18 protein-coding genes are annotated in these 18,494 nt (G+C 63.1%); 8 read left to right on the top strand and 10 right to left on the bottom strand.

Annotated elements, in window-relative coordinates:
* Positions 1-30: 30 nt before the first annotated feature.
* Positions 31-234: a cold-shock protein gene (locus IE100_RS04760; RefSeq protein ID WP_047966725.1), complete on the bottom strand. Its 204-nt coding sequence runs from the start codon at positions 232-234 to the stop codon at positions 31-33.
* A 230-nt stretch (positions 235-464) separates the two neighbouring features.
* On the opposite strand from IE100_RS04760, the gene clpS reads away from it, so the two are divergent.
* Complete coding sequence (clpS, locus tag IE100_RS04765) at positions 465-773, top strand: ATP-dependent Clp protease adapter ClpS (protein ID WP_189372974.1); 309 nt, start codon at positions 465-467, stop codon at positions 771-773.
* Positions 773-3,049: an ATP-dependent Clp protease ATP-binding subunit ClpA gene (gene clpA / locus IE100_RS04770; RefSeq protein ID WP_189372975.1), complete on the top strand. Its 2,277-nt coding sequence runs from the start codon at positions 773-775 to the stop codon at positions 3,047-3,049. The genes clpS and clpA overlap by 1 nt, the downstream gene beginning before the upstream one ends.
* Before the next feature lie 63 nt (positions 3,050-3,112).
* On the opposite strand, the gene xerD is transcribed toward clpA, so the two are convergent.
* The 6 genes from xerD to IE100_RS04800 all read right to left on the bottom strand — a co-directional run bounded on the left by xerD (position 3,113) and on the right by IE100_RS04800 (position 8,804).
* Entirely contained in the window at positions 3,113-4,018 is a 906-nt protein-coding gene (gene xerD / locus IE100_RS04775) for a site-specific tyrosine recombinase XerD (protein WP_229800223.1), read from the bottom strand.
* An 81-nt stretch (positions 4,019-4,099) separates the two neighbouring features.
* Complete coding sequence (gene rplS, locus IE100_RS04780) at positions 4,100-4,462, bottom strand: 50S ribosomal protein L19 (protein WP_189372977.1); 363 nt, start codon at positions 4,460-4,462, stop codon at positions 4,100-4,102.
* A 4-nt stretch (positions 4,463-4,466) separates the two neighbouring features.
* A complete protein-coding gene (trmD, locus tag IE100_RS04785; RefSeq protein ID WP_189372978.1) occupies positions 4,467-5,234 on the bottom strand; it encodes a tRNA (guanosine(37)-N1)-methyltransferase TrmD in 768 nt (255 codons plus the stop codon).
* Complete coding sequence (gene rimM, locus IE100_RS04790; protein ID WP_229800224.1) at positions 5,234-5,740, bottom strand: ribosome maturation factor RimM; 507 nt, start codon at positions 5,738-5,740, stop codon at positions 5,234-5,236. The genes trmD and rimM overlap by 1 nt, the downstream gene beginning before the upstream one ends.
* Before the next feature lie 35 nt (positions 5,741-5,775).
* Positions 5,776-6,024 (bottom strand): 30S ribosomal protein S16, encoded by a 249-nt coding sequence (gene rpsP / locus IE100_RS04795; RefSeq protein ID WP_047966732.1) that lies wholly within the window; start codon positions 6,022-6,024, stop codon positions 5,776-5,778.
* A 77-nt stretch (positions 6,025-6,101) separates the two neighbouring features.
* Entirely contained in the window at positions 6,102-8,804 is a 2,703-nt protein-coding gene (locus IE100_RS04800; protein ID WP_189372979.1) for a bifunctional acetate--CoA ligase family protein/GNAT family N-acetyltransferase, read from the bottom strand.
* A gap of 239 nt (positions 8,805-9,043) precedes the next feature.
* Here IE100_RS04800 and nadA point away from each other — a divergent pair, with 239 nt between their 5' ends.
* The 5 genes from nadA (at position 9,044) to rpoS (ending at position 13,631) form a co-directional block, all read left to right on the top strand.
* Positions 9,044-9,961 (top strand): quinolinate synthase NadA, encoded by a 918-nt coding sequence (gene nadA / locus IE100_RS04805; RefSeq protein WP_189372980.1) that lies wholly within the window; start codon positions 9,044-9,046, stop codon positions 9,959-9,961.
* A gap of 143 nt (positions 9,962-10,104) precedes the next feature.
* Positions 10,105-10,845, top strand: coding sequence for a 5'/3'-nucleotidase SurE (surE, locus tag IE100_RS04810; RefSeq protein ID WP_189372981.1), 741 nt, complete (start codon positions 10,105-10,107; stop codon positions 10,843-10,845).
* Positions 10,830-11,501, top strand: a complete 672-nt coding sequence (locus IE100_RS04815) for a protein-L-isoaspartate(D-aspartate) O-methyltransferase (RefSeq protein ID WP_189372982.1) — start codon at positions 10,830-10,832, stop codon at positions 11,499-11,501. Before surE ends, IE100_RS04815 begins: the two co-directional genes overlap by 16 nt.
* Positions 11,498-12,640 (top strand): peptidoglycan DD-metalloendopeptidase family protein, encoded by a 1,143-nt coding sequence (locus IE100_RS04820; RefSeq protein WP_229800225.1) that lies wholly within the window; start codon positions 11,498-11,500, stop codon positions 12,638-12,640. The genes IE100_RS04815 and IE100_RS04820 overlap by 4 nt, the downstream gene beginning before the upstream one ends.
* Positions 12,641-12,686: 46 nt before the next feature.
* Positions 12,687-13,631, top strand: a complete 945-nt coding sequence (gene rpoS / locus IE100_RS04825; protein ID WP_189372983.1) for an RNA polymerase sigma factor RpoS — start codon at positions 12,687-12,689, stop codon at positions 13,629-13,631.
* 28 nt (positions 13,632-13,659) lie between these two features.
* Here the strand turns inward: rpoS and IE100_RS04830 are convergent, their stop codons facing one another.
* From IE100_RS04830 to IE100_RS04840, 3 genes are read right to left on the bottom strand one after another with little or no spacing between them, the layout of a single operon-like run.
* Positions 13,660-15,627 carry a transglutaminase TgpA family protein gene (locus IE100_RS04830; protein WP_189372984.1) on the bottom strand — a complete coding sequence of 656 codons (1,968 nt, stop codon included), beginning with the start codon at positions 15,625-15,627 and terminating at the stop codon, positions 13,660-13,662.
* Positions 15,617-16,564, bottom strand: a complete 948-nt coding sequence (locus tag IE100_RS04835) for a DUF58 domain-containing protein (protein WP_189372985.1) — start codon at positions 16,562-16,564, stop codon at positions 15,617-15,619. Before IE100_RS04835 ends, IE100_RS04830 begins: the two co-directional genes overlap by 11 nt.
* Positions 16,548-17,456, bottom strand: coding sequence for an AAA family ATPase (locus IE100_RS04840; RefSeq protein ID WP_189372986.1), 909 nt, complete (start codon positions 17,454-17,456; stop codon positions 16,548-16,550). The genes IE100_RS04835 and IE100_RS04840 overlap by 17 nt, the downstream gene beginning before the upstream one ends.
* A 77-nt stretch (positions 17,457-17,533) precedes the next feature.
* Between IE100_RS04840 and IE100_RS04845 the strand changes: the two genes are divergently transcribed.
* Positions 17,534-18,493: a histone deacetylase family protein gene (locus IE100_RS04845; RefSeq protein WP_047966788.1), complete on the top strand. Its 960-nt coding sequence runs from the start codon at positions 17,534-17,536 to the stop codon at positions 18,491-18,493.
* The last annotated feature ends 1 nt before the right edge of the window (position 18,494 follow it).

Consider the following 18,494-nt stretch of genomic DNA (forward strand, 5'->3'; position numbering starts at 1 on the left):
GGCGGGGGTTTTGCGTCAGACGCGGCTAAATCAGGCAGCCTGAATGTTCGACGCCTGGTTGCCTTTAGGGCCCTGGACGATGTCGAAAGATACACGCTGACCTTCGGTCAGGGTCTTGAAGCCTTGCATATTGATCGCGGAGAAGTGCGCGAACAGGTCGTCACCACCGCCATCAGGAGTGATGAAACCGAAACCTTTAGCGTCGTTAAACCATTTAACAATACCAGTTGCCATCTGTAACTATCCTTACATGCATAATGAAAACAGGCTGCAGCAGCCTGACAATTCGAGCCTACAAGCATGCAAAGGACAACCTTATGCAAACTGGTAAGCCAACTTACAGTTCGTTTTTACGCCAGCCGTACCAAGACGTCAAGCGACAAGCACAATACCATGCGTTACTCTTGAAAAAAAAGCACCGCGAACCAAACTTCAAGCAAGCACGAAATTAGTAGAAAGCCCACATGTCTACGCAGTATCAGGATGACACGACGCTCCAGGCGTCCCGCAGCAAGACGGCCCCACCACCCCTGTACAAGGTCTTGCTGCTGAACGATGACTTTACCCCGATGGATTTTGTGGTCGCCGTGTTGCAGCAGTTTTTTTACATGGACGAGACCAAGGCAACACGCGTCATGTTGCAGGTACATACAGAAGGCAAAGGCGTTTGCGGTGTTTATACTAAAGATGTCGCCGCGACCAAAGTTGAACAAGTTTCGCAGCACGCACGGGCGCACCAGCAACCGCTGCAGTGTGTCATGGAGGAAAACTGATGATTGCCCAAGAACTGGAAGTAAGCCTGCACATGGCATTCATGGAGGCAAGGCGCAAGCGGCATGAACTCATCAGCGTTGAGCATCTGCTGCTGGCGATGACAGACAATCCGTCTGCTGCCGAAGTGCTGCGCGCATGCGGCGCCAATATCGAACAGCTGAAGAAGCAGCTGGGCGATTTCATCGACGAACACACCCCGATCGTCCCGGGTGACAACGAAGTGGAAACCCAGCCCACGCTCGGCTTCCAGCGCGTGATCCAGCGCGCCATCCTGCACGTGCAGTCCTCCGGCAAGAAAGAGGTCACCGGCGCCAACATCCTGGTCGCGATCTTCGGCGAAAAGGATTCCCATGCCGTGTACTACCTGCACCAGCAGGGAACCTCGCGCCTGGACGTGGTCAACTTCATCTCGCACGGCATCACCAAGCAAAGCCCGAAAGCCAGCGGCCCGGGCAGCAGCGAGCACAGCGAGAACAACGACGCCGACCAGGAAGAAGCCGCGGCCAACCCTGGCCGGGCGCTGGAAAGCTATACCCAGAACCTGAACCAGCTGGCCCGTGACGGCAAGATCGATCCGCTGATCGGCCGCGCCAGCGAAGTCGAGCGCGTGATCCAGATCCTGTGCCGCCGCCGCAAGAACAACCCGCTGCTGGTCGGCGAGGCCGGTGTGGGCAAGACCGCCATCGCCGAAGGTCTGGCCCGCCGCATCGTCGGCGGCGACGTGCCGGATGTGCTGGCCACCGCGACCGTCTACTCGCTGGACATGGGCGCCCTGCTCGCCGGCACCAAGTACCGCGGCGACTTCGAGCAGCGCCTGAAGCAGGTGATCAAGCAGCTGTCGGAAGACAAGGGCGCGATCCTGTTCATCGACGAGATCCACACCCTGATCGGTGCCGGCTCCGCCTCCGGCGGCACGCTGGACGCGTCCAACCTGCTGAAGCCGGCGCTGTCCAACGGCAGCCTGCGCTGCATCGGTGCCACCACTTACACCGAGTTCCGCGGCATCTTCGAGAAGGACAGCGCGCTGTCGCGCCGCTTCCAGAAGATCGACGTGGTGGAACCGACCGTGGAACAGACCGTGGAAATCCTCAAGGGACTGAAGAGCCGCTTTGAAGAGCACCACGGCGTGAAGTACACCGTGTCGGCGCTGACCACCGCCGCCGAGCTGTCCGCCCGCTACATCAACGACCGCCACCTGCCGGACAAGGCGATCGACGTGATCGACGAAGCCGGCGCCGCGCAGAAGATCCTGCCGAAGTCGCGCCAGAAGAAGGTGATCAACAAGTCCGAGATCGAGGAAATCATCGCCAAGATTGCGCGCATTCCGCCGAAGACCATCTCCAGCGATGACCGCAACGTGCTGAAAAACCTCGACCGCGACCTGAAGAACGTGGTGTTCGGCCAGGACAAGGCGATCGAGGCGCTGACCAGCGCCATCAAGATGGCCCGCTCCGGCCTCGGCAACCCGCAGAAACCGATCGGCTCCTTCCTGTTCTCCGGCCCGACCGGCGTCGGCAAGACCGAGGTGGCGAAACAGCTGGCCTACTTCCTCGGCGTCGAGCTGATCCGCTTCGACATGTCGGAATACATGGAGCGTCATGCGGTATCGCGCCTGATCGGTGCGCCACCGGGCTACGTCGGTTTCGAGCAGGGCGGCCTGCTGACCGAGGCCATCAACAAGCAGCCGTACGCGGTGCTGCTGCTGGACGAAATCGAGAAGGCACATCCGGACATCTTCAACGTGCTGCTGCAGGTGATGGATCACGGCAAGCTGACCGACAACAACGGGCGCAAGGCCGACTTCCGCAACGTGGTGATCATCATGACCACCAACGCCGGTGCCGAAGCGCTGGCCAAGCCGAGCATGGGCTTCACCAACAGCAAGCAGGCCGGGGATGAAATGGCGGACATCAAACGCCTGTTCAGCCCGGAATTCCGCAACCGGCTGGATGCCACCATCCCGTTCCGCATGCTGGACGAGCAGATCATCCTGCAAGTGGTGGACAAGTTCCTGATGCAACTGGAACAGCAGCTGCAAGAGAAAAAAGTGGAGGTCCACTTCTCCGACGAGCTGCGCACCTACCTCGCGAAGAAGGGCTTCGACCCGCTGATGGGCGCCCGCCCGATGGCACGCCTGATCCAGGACATGATCCGCAAGGCGCTGGCCGACGAGCTGCTGTTCGGCCGCCTGGCCAATGGCGGCGAGGTGACGGTGGACATCGACGACGCGGAGAAGGTTCAGCTGAGCTTCGAGGAAACCGCCGACGTTGCCTGAGACTGACGTCCAAAGCACAACCCCGCGTCACGACGCGGGGTTTTTTCTTGCCTGCGGCCAACCTTAGCCGCGCGGGTGATGCGCCAGGTGCAGTGCTTTCAGGCGTTCGCGCGCGACATGGGTGTAGATCTGGGTGGTGGACAGGCTGGCATGGCCCAGCAGCAGCTGCACCACGCGCAGGTCGGCGCCGTGGTTGACCAGATGGGTGGCGAAGGCATGGCGCAGGGTATGCGGACTCAATGGCGGCAACTGCGCCTGCCGCGCGTAGCGCGTGATCAGCACCCAGGCCATCTGCCGGGTCAGCGCCTGCTTGCGGCGACTGACAAACACCGCATCGCAGCGATGCGCCCCCAGGATCAGCGTGCGTGCCCCAGCCAGATAGCGCCGCAACCAGTCCTCGGCCACCTCGCCCAGCGGCACCAGCCGCTCCTTGTTGCCCTTGCCGACCACACGCAGATAACCGTCGTTGAGATGCAACTGCCCCAGCTGCAGACCGACCAGTTCGCTGATGCGCAAGCCGGTAGCGTACAGCACCTCCATCAGCGCCCGGTCGCGTAGCCCGAGCGGGGTCTCGCAATCCGGTGCCTGCAACAGCGCCTCCACATGCTGCTCCGACAGCGAGGTCGGCAGGCGCAGTCCCAGCCGCGGCGCCTGCAGTCTGGCCGCCGGATCGTCATCGCGCAGCTGCTGCTGGCACAGGTACTGGTAATAGCGCCGCACCGCCGACAGACGCCGCGCGCGCGTGGCCGGCTTGTCGACCTCGATCAGCGCCAGCATCACCTGCTCCAGCGCCGGGGTATCGGCCTCCTCCAGCGTCGTGCCTTGTGCCAGCAGCAACTCTTGCACCCGCCCCAGATCGCGGCGGTAGGCGGCCAGCGTGTTCAGCGACAGGTTATCCAGCAGCCAGAGGTGATCGAGAAAGCCGTCCAATGCCGGCGCCAACGAGAGGGACTGAGTGTGCTGTGCCATGGTTTTTTTATTGCGTACGGACATGAAAAAAGCGCCAGCAACAGGCTGGCGCTTTCTTGAGGCAAAGCCTTCGCAAGTGGATTACTTGCGGTTTGGCAGCTTTTCCTTGATACGTGCGGACTTGCCGGTACGACCACGCAGGTAGTACAGCTTGGCACGACGTACGTCACCGCGACGCTTCACTTCGATGGAAGCCATCAGCGGGGAGTACAGCTGGAAGGTACGCTCAACGCCTTCACCGGCGGACAGTTTGCGCACGATGAAAGAGCTGTTCAGACCACGGTTGCTGCGAGCGATCACAACACCTTCGTAAGCCTGCAGACGCTCACGGTTACCTTCCTTAACCTTGACTTGCACGACAACGGTGTCGCCAGGTGCGAATTCAGGGAAAGTCTTGCCCAGACGAGCGATTTCTTCCTGTTCCAGTTGCTGGATCAGATTCATGTTACTACTCCTTGTTTTTCAGGGAATCTTGTTCCTGCTGAAACTCCGTCAGCAGCCGAGATTCCTGTTTTGTCAAAATGCGGTCTTTCAGCAAGTCCGGCCGGCGCAACCAGGTGCGTCCGAGAGACTGCTGCAGCCGCCATTTGGCGATCAGGGCATGGTTACCGGAAAGCAGAACCTCCGGTACCCGGACACCCCGGTATTCTTCCGGACGCGTGTAGTGCGGGCAATCCAGCAGACCATCCACGAAGGAGTCTTCGTAGGCGGACTGCATGTCATTGAGCACCCCCGGCAACAGCCGTACCACCGCGTCCATCACGATCATCGCCGGCAATTCACCACCGGACAGCACGTAGTCACCGACCGAAATCTCTTCATCGACCTCCTGGTCGATCAAGCGCTCGTCGATGCCTTCGTAACGCCCGCACAACAGGATCAGGCCCGGCATTGCGGCCAGGCTTGCCACCCGTTGGTGCGTCAGCGGCTGCCCCTGAGGCGACAGGTACACGACATGGCTACGCTCGACACCTTGCTGCTGCTGCCTGGCTTTCGCGGCCGCAATGGCCTGCTCCAGCGGATTGGCCATCATGACCATTCCGGGGCCGCCGCCGTAAGGGCGATCGTCGACTGTCTTGTAATTGTCGGTCGTGAAATCACGCGGATTCCACGCCGAGAACTGCCAGATCGATTGTTCCAGCGCCCGACGGGTGACCCCGTGGCGGGTGATGGCATCAAACATTTCGGGGAACAGTGATACCGCATCAAGCTGCATCAGTAATCCAGCCCCCATTCGACCTTGATCTGCTTGCTCTGCGTGTCGACATCGCCGACATAGGCAGCCACAAACGGGATCAGGATCTGGCCGTGTTCACCGCTGATCACCAGCACGTCATTGGCACCGGTTTCCATCAGATCCACAACCTTGCCCAGACAGAGGCCTTCCGCGTTGATGACGTCCATACCGATCAGATCCGACCAGTAGTATTCGCCCTCTTCGGCAGGCGGCAATTCCGCCTTGGGTACTGCAACTTTCAGGCCACGCATCGCCTCAGCCTGCTCACGCCCAGTGACTTCTTCCAGCTGTGCCACCAGATTCTTTGGCTGCACCGCCCCGTCCTTGAACGTAAAAGGCTTCCAGTCGTTTTCCTTGCCGATCCACCAGACCGGATAGTCAAACAGGCTGTCAGCGAACTGGGTATCCGCGTGTACCTTGATCCAGCCACGAACACCGAACGCGCCGCGGACAAAACCCATTATTGCCAGATCATCATCACGCATGCGCTCAGGCTCCGTTATTGGCAGATCAACGGAGATCAAGCGGCTTTTGGCTGCTCTTTCAGCAGTTTTGCAACGGAATCAGATACTTGTGCGCCAGTACCAATCCAGTAGTTCAGACGGTCCATGGACAGGCGAACGCGCTCTTCCTTCTCGTTGGCGACCGGGTTGTAGAAACCAACGCGCTCGATGAAGCGGCCATCGCGACGGCTGCGGGAATCAGTTACTACCACGCTGTAGAACGGGCGGTTCTTGGAGCCACCACGTGCAAGACGAATCACTACCATTGTCGATTGTCCTTAAAATTACGGAATCGTAGAAAAGCTTCCGATTTTATGGCACTTTTCCCTTATACCGCAAGCGCTTATTGCAGCGACTTCACCGTCGCCTCGCCCTGCAGGTCTTTGGTCACGATGGTCAGCGCCCGGTCTTCCGGATGCGTGGTCACCACGAAGCCCAGCCGCGCCATCAGTTTCAGCATGCCCTTGTTGCCGGCCAGCACCTCGCCAACCATGGTTTTCAGCCCCTGTTCGCGCGCCGCGTCGAACAGCGCCTGCATCAGGGTCACGCCGATGCCCTTGCCCTGCCACGAGTCGGCCACCTCCAGCGCGAACTCGCAGCTCTCGTTGTCGGGATCGGTGATGTAGCGCGCCACCGCCAGCTGCTCTTCGCCGTTATCGGTTTGCCGCACCATCGCCAGCGCCATCTCGCGGTCGTAGTCGAGCTGGGTGAAGCGCACCAGCATGCTCTGCGACAGCTGCTTGATGCTGGACATGTAGCGGTTGTAGCGGCTCTCTTCGGACAGGTTGCGCACGAACTCCTGCTGCATCTGCGCGTCTTCCGGGCGCACCGGCCGGATCATCACCGTGGTGCCGTCCTTCAGCATCGCGCAGTGCACGATGTGCACCGGGTACGGCATGATTGCCATGTGGCCGTACGGTTTGGTCGCCGTGGTCGGCTGCACGATGATGCGTGCGTCCAGCGCCACCACGCCGGACTCGTCCGCCATCAGCGGATTGATGTCCATCTCGCGCACTTCCGGCAGCTCGCACACCAGCTCCGACACGTGCAGCACAATATTCTTCAGCGCCTCGAGATCGATGCCGGGCATGTTCTTGAACGGGCCGAGTATCTTGCCGATGCGGGTCTTGTCGATCATGCGCTCAACCAGATAGTGGTTGACCGGCGGCAGGCTCAAGGCGCGGTCCTGCATCACTTCCACCGCGATCCCGCCGGCACCGAAGGTGATCACCGGCCCGAACGAGGCATCGTGGGTCACGCCCACCATCAGCTCGCGGGCAAAACGGCGCTTGCGCATCGGCTGCACCGAGATGCCGACGATCTTCGCCTCCGGCCGTGCCTGCAGCGTGCGACCGATGATGCCGCGATAGGCGTCGCGCAGTGTGGCTTCGTTGCTGATATTGAGTTCGACACCACCGACATCCGACTTGTAGATGATGTCCGGCGAATCGATCTTCAGCACCACCGGGTAACCGATCTCGGCGGCGTAGCGCACCGCCTCGTCCTCGCTTGCGGCCAACCTTGTCGGGTTGACCGGGATGTTGAAGGCGGCCAGCACCGCCTTCGACTCGCGCTCCGACAGGATGCTGCGCCCTTCCGCCTGCGCCGCGGCGATCACCGCGCGGGCGCTGAGCACGTCCGGCACCAGCCGCTCGCCTTCCAGCGGCCCCGGCGTCTGCAGCAGCAACTGCTGGTTCTGGTGGTAGGAGGCCAGGTTGCGGAACACCTCGATGGCGAACTCCGGCGCGCGGAAATGCGCGCACTTCGACTTGGAAAACAGCTCACGGCTTTCCGACACCTTGGCATCGCCCAGCCACGACAGGAACAGCGGCTTGTTGCTCTCGCGCTGCAAGCCGACCATCAGCTGCGCGGTGGTCAGGTGGTCGGTGCCGGCCTGCGGCGTGAAGATCACCAGTACGCCGTCGACATTGGGATCGTCGAGGCAGACCTTGACCGCGGTACGGAAGCGCACCGGGCTGGCGTCGCCGATGATGTCGACCGGGTTGCTGCCGGACCAGTTGCGCGGCAGGGATTCGTTGAGCAGGTCGAGACTGGCGGCAGACAACTTGGCCAGCTCCACGCCGTACATATAGGCACTGTCGGCCGCCAGCACGCCGGGGCCGATGCCGTTGGTGACGATCGCCAGGCGCTTGCCGGTGACGCGATAGTTGGCCGCAAGCACCTTGGCGGCGGTAAACAGCTGCGCAATGGTAGCCACCCGCAGCACACCGGCCCGCGACAGCGCGGCATCGAACACGTCGCCGCTTTCGACCATGTTCGAGGAGTGGGTGACGCCGATCACGTCATCCTCGTAACGGCCGGACTTCACCACCACCACCGGCTTGGTCCGCGCCGCCGCCCGCAGCGCACTCATGAAGCGGCGCGAATCGTGCACATGGTGCACGTGCAACAGGATGCCCTGGGTGAAGTTGTCGGCGATCAGATAATCGAGGATTTCGCCGAACTCGACGTCCAGCGCCTCGCCGACCGATACCACGCTGGAAAAGCCGATACCCTTGCTGTCGGCCCAGTCCAGCATCGCGGTACACAGCGCCGAGGACTGCGACACCAGCGCCAGATTGCCCGCCTTCACCCGGCTGTTGTAGTTGCTGGCATTGAAGCCGGCCACCGGCCGCATCAGCCCCAGCACGTTGGGACCTAGAATGCGGATGCCGTAGTGGCGTGCCAGCGAGCGCGCCTCGTCCATCGCCGCGCGCTCCACGTCCTCGGAATCGGAAAAATCCTTGGCCAGCAGGATCGCCTTGACCCCCTTCTTGCCGCAATCCTTGACGATGGCCGGCAGACCGCGCAACGCCGTGGTCACCACCGCCAGATCGATCGGCCCTTCGATAAGCCGCACCGACGGCGTGGCGGCAATGCCGCCGACGATGCGGTGATTGAGATTGACCGGATACAGCTTGCCCTGGAAGTTGCCGGCCAGCAGATTGGCAAACACCGCCTGCCCCACCGAGCCGGGCGTATCGCTGGCGCCGATCACGGCAACATTGCGAGGGGAAAACAAGGGAGTCAGATAGTGCGGTTTCATAGTTTTGCCATCCTGATGGACAGAGGTTTCCGGCCCGAGTGGCGCACGCGATAGCCGGTTGCCATTGCAGATGTGTAAAGATACAACGGCCACTTGCCGTCGGCATACAACGCATCTCGACAGTAGCGCCGCACGAACATTATTGCTAATCTTCCCTGTTTGGCGCTGCATTTTTGTTGCGCCGCATCAAGAATCAACGCCAACAGCCAGGGCTCATGCCCGTGCCGGGGATTGCTACCATGTCTAAACGCGTCGTTACACTTGCGCACTACTACACTCAGCCCGAAATCCAGCAAATGGCCGACAAGGTGGGAGACAGCCTGGAGCTGTCCCTGTTCGCGCGCGAATCCAATGCCGACATCATTGTCTTCGCCGGCGTGCGCTTCATGGCCGAGACGGCAAAAATCCTGAACCCGCAAGCCGAAGTGATCCTGCCGGATGCCGGCTCCACCTGCTCACTGGTGACACAGACCGATGTCGATGCGCTGCGCCAGTGGCGCGAGAGCTACCCCGACCACGTGCATGTGTCCTATATCAACTCCTCGGCCGCACACAAGGCACTCTCCGACTGGATCGTCACCAGCCGCAACGTCGATGACATCATTGCTCACCTGTACGAGCAAGGCAAAAAAGTCATCTTCTCGCCGGATCGCAACATGGGCGGCTACCTCAACTACCAGTACGGCTACGACATGCCACTGTGGTCGGCGGTGTGCGAGGTACACGACAAGTTCAACGAGGCCGCCCTCAACGAGGCACTGGAAGCCGTCAACAGCAAGGCCTACCTGATTGCCCACCCGGAGAGCCCGCTGCCGGTGCTCAAGCGCGCGCAGTACGTCGGCTCCACCTCCGGCATGCTCAACTGGATCAAGGCCTATGACGGCGCGGTCAGCGACGTGATCTTTGTCGCCACCGAAGACGGCATCCTCTACAACATGCGTCTGGCCCGCCCGGAACTGGACATCCGCCAGGCGCCTATCTACGCCGGCTGCCAGTGCAACTCCTGTCCGTACATGAAGATGAACACCATCGAAGCGGTCAAGCGTGCGCAGCAGGGCCAGGGCACCCGCATCGACTACCTGAGCCAGGCCGAGATGGACGCCGCCAGACTGCCGATCGAACGCATGCTCGACTTCAGCCAGCGCTACTACGCCTGAGTCGACGGTACTGCACAACACTCCGGGCCGGCCTCATGCCGGCCTTTTTCATTCTGCAGCGGCACGCCAAAACAAGCAGACAGAGAAATTTTGCGCCACCGGCATACGCGGATACAATCGGGAGGTCTGGACGGAAGGTTGCCATGAAATTTCTTGTTAGCAATGATGATGGTTATTTCTCGCCGGGGATCGCGGCCCTGGCCAGCACCCTGGCCAAGTACGGCGAGGTGGTGGTGGTGGCGCCGGAGCGCGACCGCAGCGGCGCCAGCAACTCGCTGACGCTGGACCGGCCACTGAGCGTGAAGCGGGCGGCTTCCGGTTACAACTATGTCAACGGCACACCTACCGACTGCGTGCACGTTGCCGTCACCGGCTTCCTGGATTTCAAGCCAGACATGGTGTTCTCCGGCATCAACCACGGTCCGAACATGGGCGACGACACGCTGTACTCTGGCACCGTCGCCGCCGCCACCGAAGCTTTCCTGCTCGGCATTCCGGCGGTCGCCGTTTCGCTTGCCGGCAAGCAGCACCATTTCGCCAGCGCCTGTCATGCCGTCGACCTGCTGATGGCCAACATTCTCAAGACACCGTTTACCCACCCGGTATTGCTGAACGTCAATGTCCCCGACGTACCGGTGGCACAGCTGCAAGAGATCGAGGTCACCCGCCTCGGCCGCCGTCATCATGCCGAGCCGGTGATTGCCGGCAAGAATCCGCGGGGCGACACCGTGTACTGGGTCGGCCCGGTCGGCCCGGAGCAGGACGCCGGCGCCGGCACCGATTTCCACGCCATTCGCCATAACCGGATTTCGGTCACGCCGCTGATGATAGACCTGACCGCCAGCGAACAAATGGGATTCATCCGCACATGGCTCAACCAGTAAGCCTTGCCCAGGGCAGCTACGGCATGATTTCCGAGCGCACGCGCCTGCGCATGATCGAGCGCCTGCGCCAGCAGGGCATACGCGACGAGCGGGTGCTGGCGGCGATGTACGAGGTGCCGCGCCACCTGTTCATCGACCAGGCACTGGCAACCCGCGCCTACGATGACGTGTCGCTGCCGATCGGACAGGGACAGACCATCTCCCAGCCGCTGACGGTGGCACGCATGACCGAAAAGTTGCTGGAAGGACGCAGCAGCCCCGGCAAGATCCTGGAGATCGGCACCGGCTGCGGCTACCAGACCGCCGTGCTGCTGAAAACCGGCGCCCAGGTCTACTCCGTAGAGCGCCTGTCCGGCATCCTCGACAAGGCACGGCTGAACCTTCGCAATGCCAAGCTGGTCCATGCCAGACTGGTTCATGGCGACGGCCATCAGGGGCTGCCCGACGTGGCACCGTTTGACGGCATCATCATGACCGCCGCCGCCCGCCAGGTGCCGCCGGCGCTGCTGCCACAACTGGCCACCGGCGGCCGGCTGGTCCTGCCGATCGGTGATCAGGAGCAGTTTCTGTGGCTGTACGAAAAGACCGCCACCGCAATTCAGGAAACCCGGCTGGAAGCCGTCCGCTTTGTGCCGCTGCTACCCGGCAAACAATGATGCAGGGCACAAACGCAACAACACACACCAGCCAGATTGTCAGACAATTTACAGCCAGCTCAGAACTGGCTTATAACACCTTTAAGACAATGTACAAGCATGTATTTAAACTGATCCGACCGCTGCCTTGCGTCCTGCCGCTGCTCTTGGCCGCCTGCGCCACCAGCAGCCCGACTCCGGCACCGATTGTGGCCGGCCAAGCCAGCGTTCTCGGCAGCACCGCCACCGGCAGCAAGGCCGCAAGCAGCAACCCGGTAGCGGGTGGCACGCAGAGCAGCCCGATCCGGCTGGGCTCACTGCCGAAGGCGAACACACCGACGGCCGGCAGCACGCACCAGGTACAGGCCGGCGAAACGCTGTACCGCATTGCGGTTAATAATGGTCTGCGCTATCAGGATCTGGCGGAATGGAATAATCTGGATGGCTACAACATCAAGGTTGGCCAGACACTGCGCCTGACCCCACCCGGCACCCCCAGCCTGGTGACGGTGGCCAAGCCGCCAGCCGAAGTGGCAACAGCAAGCAATACGGTCGGCAGCGTCGCCAAGAACGGTAACGAGACGCTGAAACAATACCCGAAGGCATTGAAGCTGCCGTACTCGGAGAATGCGAACAAGCAGCTGCCTCAATTGGCAGAAGGCAGCAGCAAGCCGCCCGTACCGCAGGAGAAGCTGCCACAAGAGAAACAGCCACCGAAGGTCGCCGGCACGACGGCTCCGGCCACGACCGGCGTGGTGATTGACAACAGCCGCCCGGAAAGCTCGGCCGCGACAGGCAACCAGTGGCAGTGGCCGACGCAGGGCAAGGTGGTACGGGGCTTCTCGGACCAGAACAAGGGCATCAACATTAGCGGCAAACTGGGCCAGCCGGTAATGGCGGCCAATGACGGCAAGGTGGTCTACAGTGGCAGCGGTCTGCGTGGTTATGGCAAGCTGATCATCATCCGCCACGACAAGACTTATTTGTCAGCCTACGCACACAACAGTGCATTAGTGGTCAAAGAAGGACAAGCGGTCAAGAAGGGCCAGAAAATTGCCGAAATGGGCGATACCGACGCAGATCAGGTAAAACTCCATTTCGAGATCCGGGAGATGGGCAAGCCGGTCGATCCGAGCAAGTTTCTGGAAGCTAAACCCTAGCAGGGACTCCCCTGCATCGGGGTAACTGCAAGCGGGGGAAAGCATCATGAGCGATGATCTGGAACTACTTGAAGAAGTGCTGGATGAAGAGGTAGAGCAGGAGGCAGAAGCCAAGGAAACCGCTGAGGCCGAGGAAAGCAGTGTCAGCCCGACGGTCAGCGAGGTCACCGACGTCACCCAGATCTACCTCAACGATATCGGCAACAATGCCCTGCTGACGCCTGTGGAAGAAGTGGCGCTGGCACGCCGCGTGGTGCAAGGCGACTTCGCCGCCCGGCAGAAGATGATCGAGCACAACCTGCGGCTGGTGGTCAATATTGCCAAGCACTACATCAATCGCGGGCTGGCGCTGCTCGACCTGATCGAGGAAGGCAACATCGGCCTGATGCACGCGCTGGAGAAGTTCGATCCTGAGCGCGGCTTCCGCTTCTCCACCTATGCCACCTGGTGGATCCGGCAGAGCGTGGAACGCGCAATCATGAACCAGTCGCGCACCATCCGCCTGCCGGTACACGTCATCAAGGAACTCAACATCTACCTGCGTGCCTCTCGCCATCTGGAAAGCCAGATCGGCCGCGAGCCGACCCTGGACGAGATCGCCCATCTGGTCGACAAGCCGGTGGAAGAAGTGCGCAAGGTGATGAGCCTCAACGAACGCATGGCCTCACTGGATGCACCGCTGGATATCGATCCGATGCTGTCGATCGGCGAGTCGATTCCCGACGAGCAGCACGAGGAGCCGGACACCCAGCTGCACAATGTGCAGATCGAACATTTCGTGCACGAATGGCTGTCGCAGCTGACCGAAAAGCAGCGCATGGTGATCGAGCGCCGCTACGGTCTCAACAACCACGAGATCTGCACGCTGGAAGAACTGGCCGCCACGCTGAGCCTGACCCGGGAACGGGTGCGCCAGATCCAGATCGAGGCACTGGAGCACCTGCGCCGCATCCTGCGCCGCAAGGGCATCTCCAAGGACTTCCTGCTCTGAAGCTCGCCAACCAACGAAACGCACAGCGCTAACGCCCTGTGCGTTTTTTTGCGGCCAACCTTGGCGGACGGAAGCGGCGCACCTGCCACCACCAGCCGCGCCAGCGCGGATCGGAGTCGGTGGCGCCCTCGGCGTAACGCCATTGCTGCCAGTCAGCGAGCAGGCGCGTCAGCTGTTGTTGCTGCACAGCCGCCAGCACCGTGGCCTTGTCGCGCAGCTGCGCCGGCGTGTCGCTGGCCTGCGCCGCGACACCGGCCTCCTGCAGGCGCGACACCAGCAGCTGCCAGCCGCGCACCGGATAGCTGCGCACCGGAGGCCGGCGCCACAACAGCCATAACAGCAACGGCAACACCAGCAACACGCCGCCGAGCAGCAGGATTGTCATCACGCTGCCCACGCCCACCCGGCCCAGCCCCAGGCGCTGGAACAGGCTCTGCTGCCGCCGGGCATCGTAGTCCACCACCCACTGCTGCCAGACAAAACCCGCGCGCTGCCATTGCGCATGAACCGTGTGCCACCACTGTGGCGGACGGCGTCCCAGCACCGGCAACACCGCCTGCGCCTCCGGCACCAGTTCGCCGACTTCGCTAACGATGCGCGACGGCGCCACCAGCGCCGTCGGGTCCACCCGCTGCCAGCGTCCCTGCAGCCAGACCTCGGTCCAGGCGTGGGCATCGGAGGAGCGCACCAGCCAGAACTGCCCGCCCGCGTTGAATTCGCCGCCCTGAAACCCGACCACGATTCGTGCCGGCAGGCCGGCGGCACGGGCCAGGGTGGCGAAGGCCGAGGCGAAGTGCTCGCAGAAACCCTGGCGGCTGGAGAACAGGAAGTCGTCGACCACATCGCCCTGCAGCAGCGGTGGCGACAGCGTGTAGCGCAGTCCCTGCTGCTGCAGCCAGGCGCTCAGTGCCGCCAGACGCCCGGTCTCGTCCCGGAACTGGCGCGCGAAGAATTCCCCCTGCTGCCGGGTGCGAAGGTTGGCCGCAGGCAGTTGCAGATAGTGAGCACGCTGCTCGGCACTCAGCGTCGCCGGATAAGCGGCCTGTGCCACACTGCGCATGTCGTAGCGCAGGCGCGCCTCGTTGCGGGCATCGATGCGTCGCACCAGCTGGGCGGTGCCCTGCTGCACGCCCTCGCCGGCCCACACCGCGTGCTCCAGCACCGGCAGCGCCCCCTTGAACGGCGTGGCGGTGATCGAGTACGACAGCTCGCCGGCCGCGCCCGATGCCAAGGCGGCGGCGCTGTCCGGCACACTGCCCGCCGTCCAGCGCGCACCGTCGAAACGGTCGAACACCATCACCCGCCAGTACAGTTGCTCGCGCGCCGGCTGGCGACCGCGAAACTGGGCGGTAAACGCCGGCTCCTGCGACGGGATCATCTGCCCGATGCTGCCCGGCGCCATGCTGTCGCTGAGACCGCTGGTGGCACGCTGGTCCGTTGTCGGCATGCTCCACAGCGGGCCGGGCAGCCGCGGCATGGCAACGAACAGCAGCAGCATCAGCGGCATCGCATACAGCAGCGCCTGCGCGGCGGCACGCGGGCTGGCGGCACTGTCGCCCCCGGCGAGCAACACCATCGCCCAGGTCAGCACGAACAGCGACAGCAGCAGCCACAGGGCCGACGGCAGGCTCTGGTCAAACAGCAGCGGCGTCGCGGCCAGGAAAAAGCCCAGCCCCAGCAATACGCGCCAGTCGCGTAGCGTCACCGTCTCGAAGGCCTTGAATCCGGTCAGCAACAGCAGCAGCGCCACGCCGCCTTCGCGGCCAACCAGGGTGCGCAGGCTGAGCCACAACAGCAGCACCGGCACGATCATCGCCAGCAGCAGCCACACGCGATGCGGCAGTTGCCGGCCCTGCCACGCCAGCCACGCGCGACCGCCCAGCTGCAGCGCAAACAGCAGCGGCACCCACGGCGGCAATTGCAGGAACAGCGGCAGCACGGTCAGCGCCAGCGCCGCCAGCACGGCAAAGTGGGCCAGGCGCGGTTCACTGCGCATCGCGCACTCCAAAGCCGGCCAGTGCGCGCAAGCCCGGACGCACCTCGCCCGCCGTCAGCCGCAACTCCTGCTGCGGCAGCCGCAGCACGACATCCTCGCCGCGCCGCGCGGCCGCCAGCAACTGCCAGCACAGCCGCGACAGGCGGGCCTCGGCCGTCATCTGCGCCGGATAGGCGGACCACTCCAGCAGGCAGGTCGAGCGCGCCGCCTGCGGCTCCTCGAAACGCCGCGCCAGCAGCACGCCGCGGCGGGCGTAGGCTTTCCAGGCGATGCGCCGGGCACCCAGCTCCGGCTGCCAGGCCACCAGGTGGGAAAACAACTCGCCCGGCACCGGCTGCGGTTCGCGCGACTGGCCGCCGTCGGGCAGGCTGGCCGCCGCCCGCTCGTCGGCGCAGGGCTGCGGATAAACGCACACCTGCGCCTGCAGCCGCAGATAGGCAAAGGCCCGCACCAGCCCCAATGGCGATTCGGAATAGACCCGGAGCGGCGGTATCGTCATCTGGCCGCGTTGCAGCGTCAGTCGCGGCAACAGCACCTCGCCGGGACGGTCCAGCAGCACGCCGCCGGCCTCGTCATGCCAGCCGAGGCGCAACAAGCGCGACTCGCCCTCCGGCCACTGCAATTGCAGCGGAAACAGCGCGTGACTGCCGGCCACCACATCGTCGGCCGCTCCGCAACGGATCGCGAGGCCGGCCAGCTGGCGATAGGCCAGCACCACCGCGATCAGCACCAGTGACACGATCCAGAACGACAACACATAGGCGAGACTGACCGCATAGTTGAGCGCGCCGATCCACACCGCCCACGCCACCAGCAGCAGGCCCCAGCCAAACGAAGTCGGCAGCAGGTAGATGCGCGACTGCCCCAGCACCAGCTGCGGCTGACGCGGCAACCGGCGCAGCAGCCAGGACGACGCCGCCTTACGCCAGCGGGACATGGTCCAGCAACCGCTGTGCGGCATCGATACTGCTCATGCCCGGCAGCCGCGACTGCAGGCGATGCGCGCACACCACGACGAACACCGCCTTCACGTCCTCGGGCAGCACGTGGTCGCGCCCGTCCAGCATCGCCCAGGCGCGGGCGGCGGCCAGTATGGCCAGCCCGGCACGGGGACTGAGGCCGTGCACGAACAATTCGCGCTTGCGGCTGGCCAGCAGCAAGGCCAGCACGTAGTCGGCCAGCGCACTGCTGGCGGAGACCTTCGCCGCCTTCTGCTGCAGCGCCAGCAGCTCGCCGGCCTGCAGCGCTGCCGGCAATGCCGACAAGGCCTGCCGCCGGTCACCGGCCAGCAGCAGCGCACGCTCCGACTCCGGCGACGGATAGCCCAGCGAGATGCGCATCAGGAAGCGGTCCAGCTGCGACTCCGGCAGCGGGAAGGTACCCAGCTGCCCATCCGGATTCTGGGTGGCGATCACGAAAAACGGTTTGGGCAGCGCGTGCGTCTGGCCGTCGATCGACACCTGCCGCTCCTCCATCGCTTCCAGCAACGCCGACTGCACCTTGGGCGAGGCACGGTTGATCTCGTCGGCCAGCAAAAGCTGCGAAAACACCGGCCCCGGCTGGAATTCGAAGCGCCCTTCGTCGGGACGGAACAGGCTGACCCCCAGCATGTCGGCCGGCAGCAGGTCGCTGGTGAACTGCACCCGCCGATAGTCCAGCCCCAGCACGCCGGCCAGACCATGCGCCAGCGTGGTCTTGCCGACCCCCGGCACATCCTCGATCAGCAAGTGGCCACCGGCCAGCATGCAGGTCAGCGCCAGGCGGATTTGCAGCGGTTTACCCAGAATCAGCGCGTTCAGTTGACGATACGCAAAGGAGATGGATTGCATTTGAAGTCCGTTGGCCGCACACTTTATAAAGATTTCATATATCCCTTTTGCCACCACAACGCAACAAGGAAACGCGCGTGCTCACCTGGCTCAAATCGCACCTGACCGGCGGTGGTCTCACCGCCTTTATCAGCCACTCCGACTGCTTGCAGCACAATATGGGGAGCGGCCATCCGGAATGCCCGGAGCGCTTGGTCGCCATCAAGGACCAGCTGATGGCGGCGCAGCTGTTTGACAGCCTGCAGGAAGTGGAGGCGCCACTGGTGAGCGAACAGCAACTGGCCCGCGTGCACCCGCCCCATTACGTTGAATACATCGAGGCGTGCTCGCCGTCGGTGGGCACCTTCCGCGTCGACCCGGATACCGCGATGTGCCCCGGCACCCTGCAGGCGGCCAGGCGCGCCGCCGGTGCGGTGGTGAAGGCGGTCGACATGGTGTGTAACAAGGAGGCGCCGAATGCGTTCTGCTCGATCCGGCCGCCGGGACACCACGCCGAAAGCGCCCGCTCGATGGGCTTCTGCTTTTTCAACAATATCGCGGTCGGCATTGCCCATGCGCTGTCCAGCTACAAGTTGCAGCGCATTGCCGTCGTCGATTTCGATGTCCACCACGGCAACGGCACCGAGGAGATCTTCCGCGATGACCCTCGGGTGATGATGGTGTCGATTTTCCAGCATCCGTTCTTTCCCTACAGCGGCGACCAGCCGCTGGGGGCAAACATGCACCATGTACCGCTGAAAGCCGGTAGCGGCAGCCGCGAATTCCGCGAGGCGGTCGAGTACCTGTGGCTGCCGCAACTGGAAGAATTCAAGCCGGAGATGATCTTCATCTCGGCCGGATTCGACGCCCACCGCGAAGACGACATGGCTTCGCTGGCGCTGACCGAGGCCGACTACGAGTGGGTGACGCGCAAGCTGCTGCAGCTGGCGGCCACCCATTGCGAGGGACGCATCGTGTCGGTACTGGAGGGCGGCTACGACCTGTCGGCACTGGGCCGCAGTGCCGCGGCACACATCAAGGTGTTGTCCGACGGCTAAT

The organism is Vogesella alkaliphila (assembly GCF_014652475.1).
GTDB lineage: Bacteria > Pseudomonadota > Gammaproteobacteria > Burkholderiales > Chromobacteriaceae > Vogesella > Vogesella alkaliphila.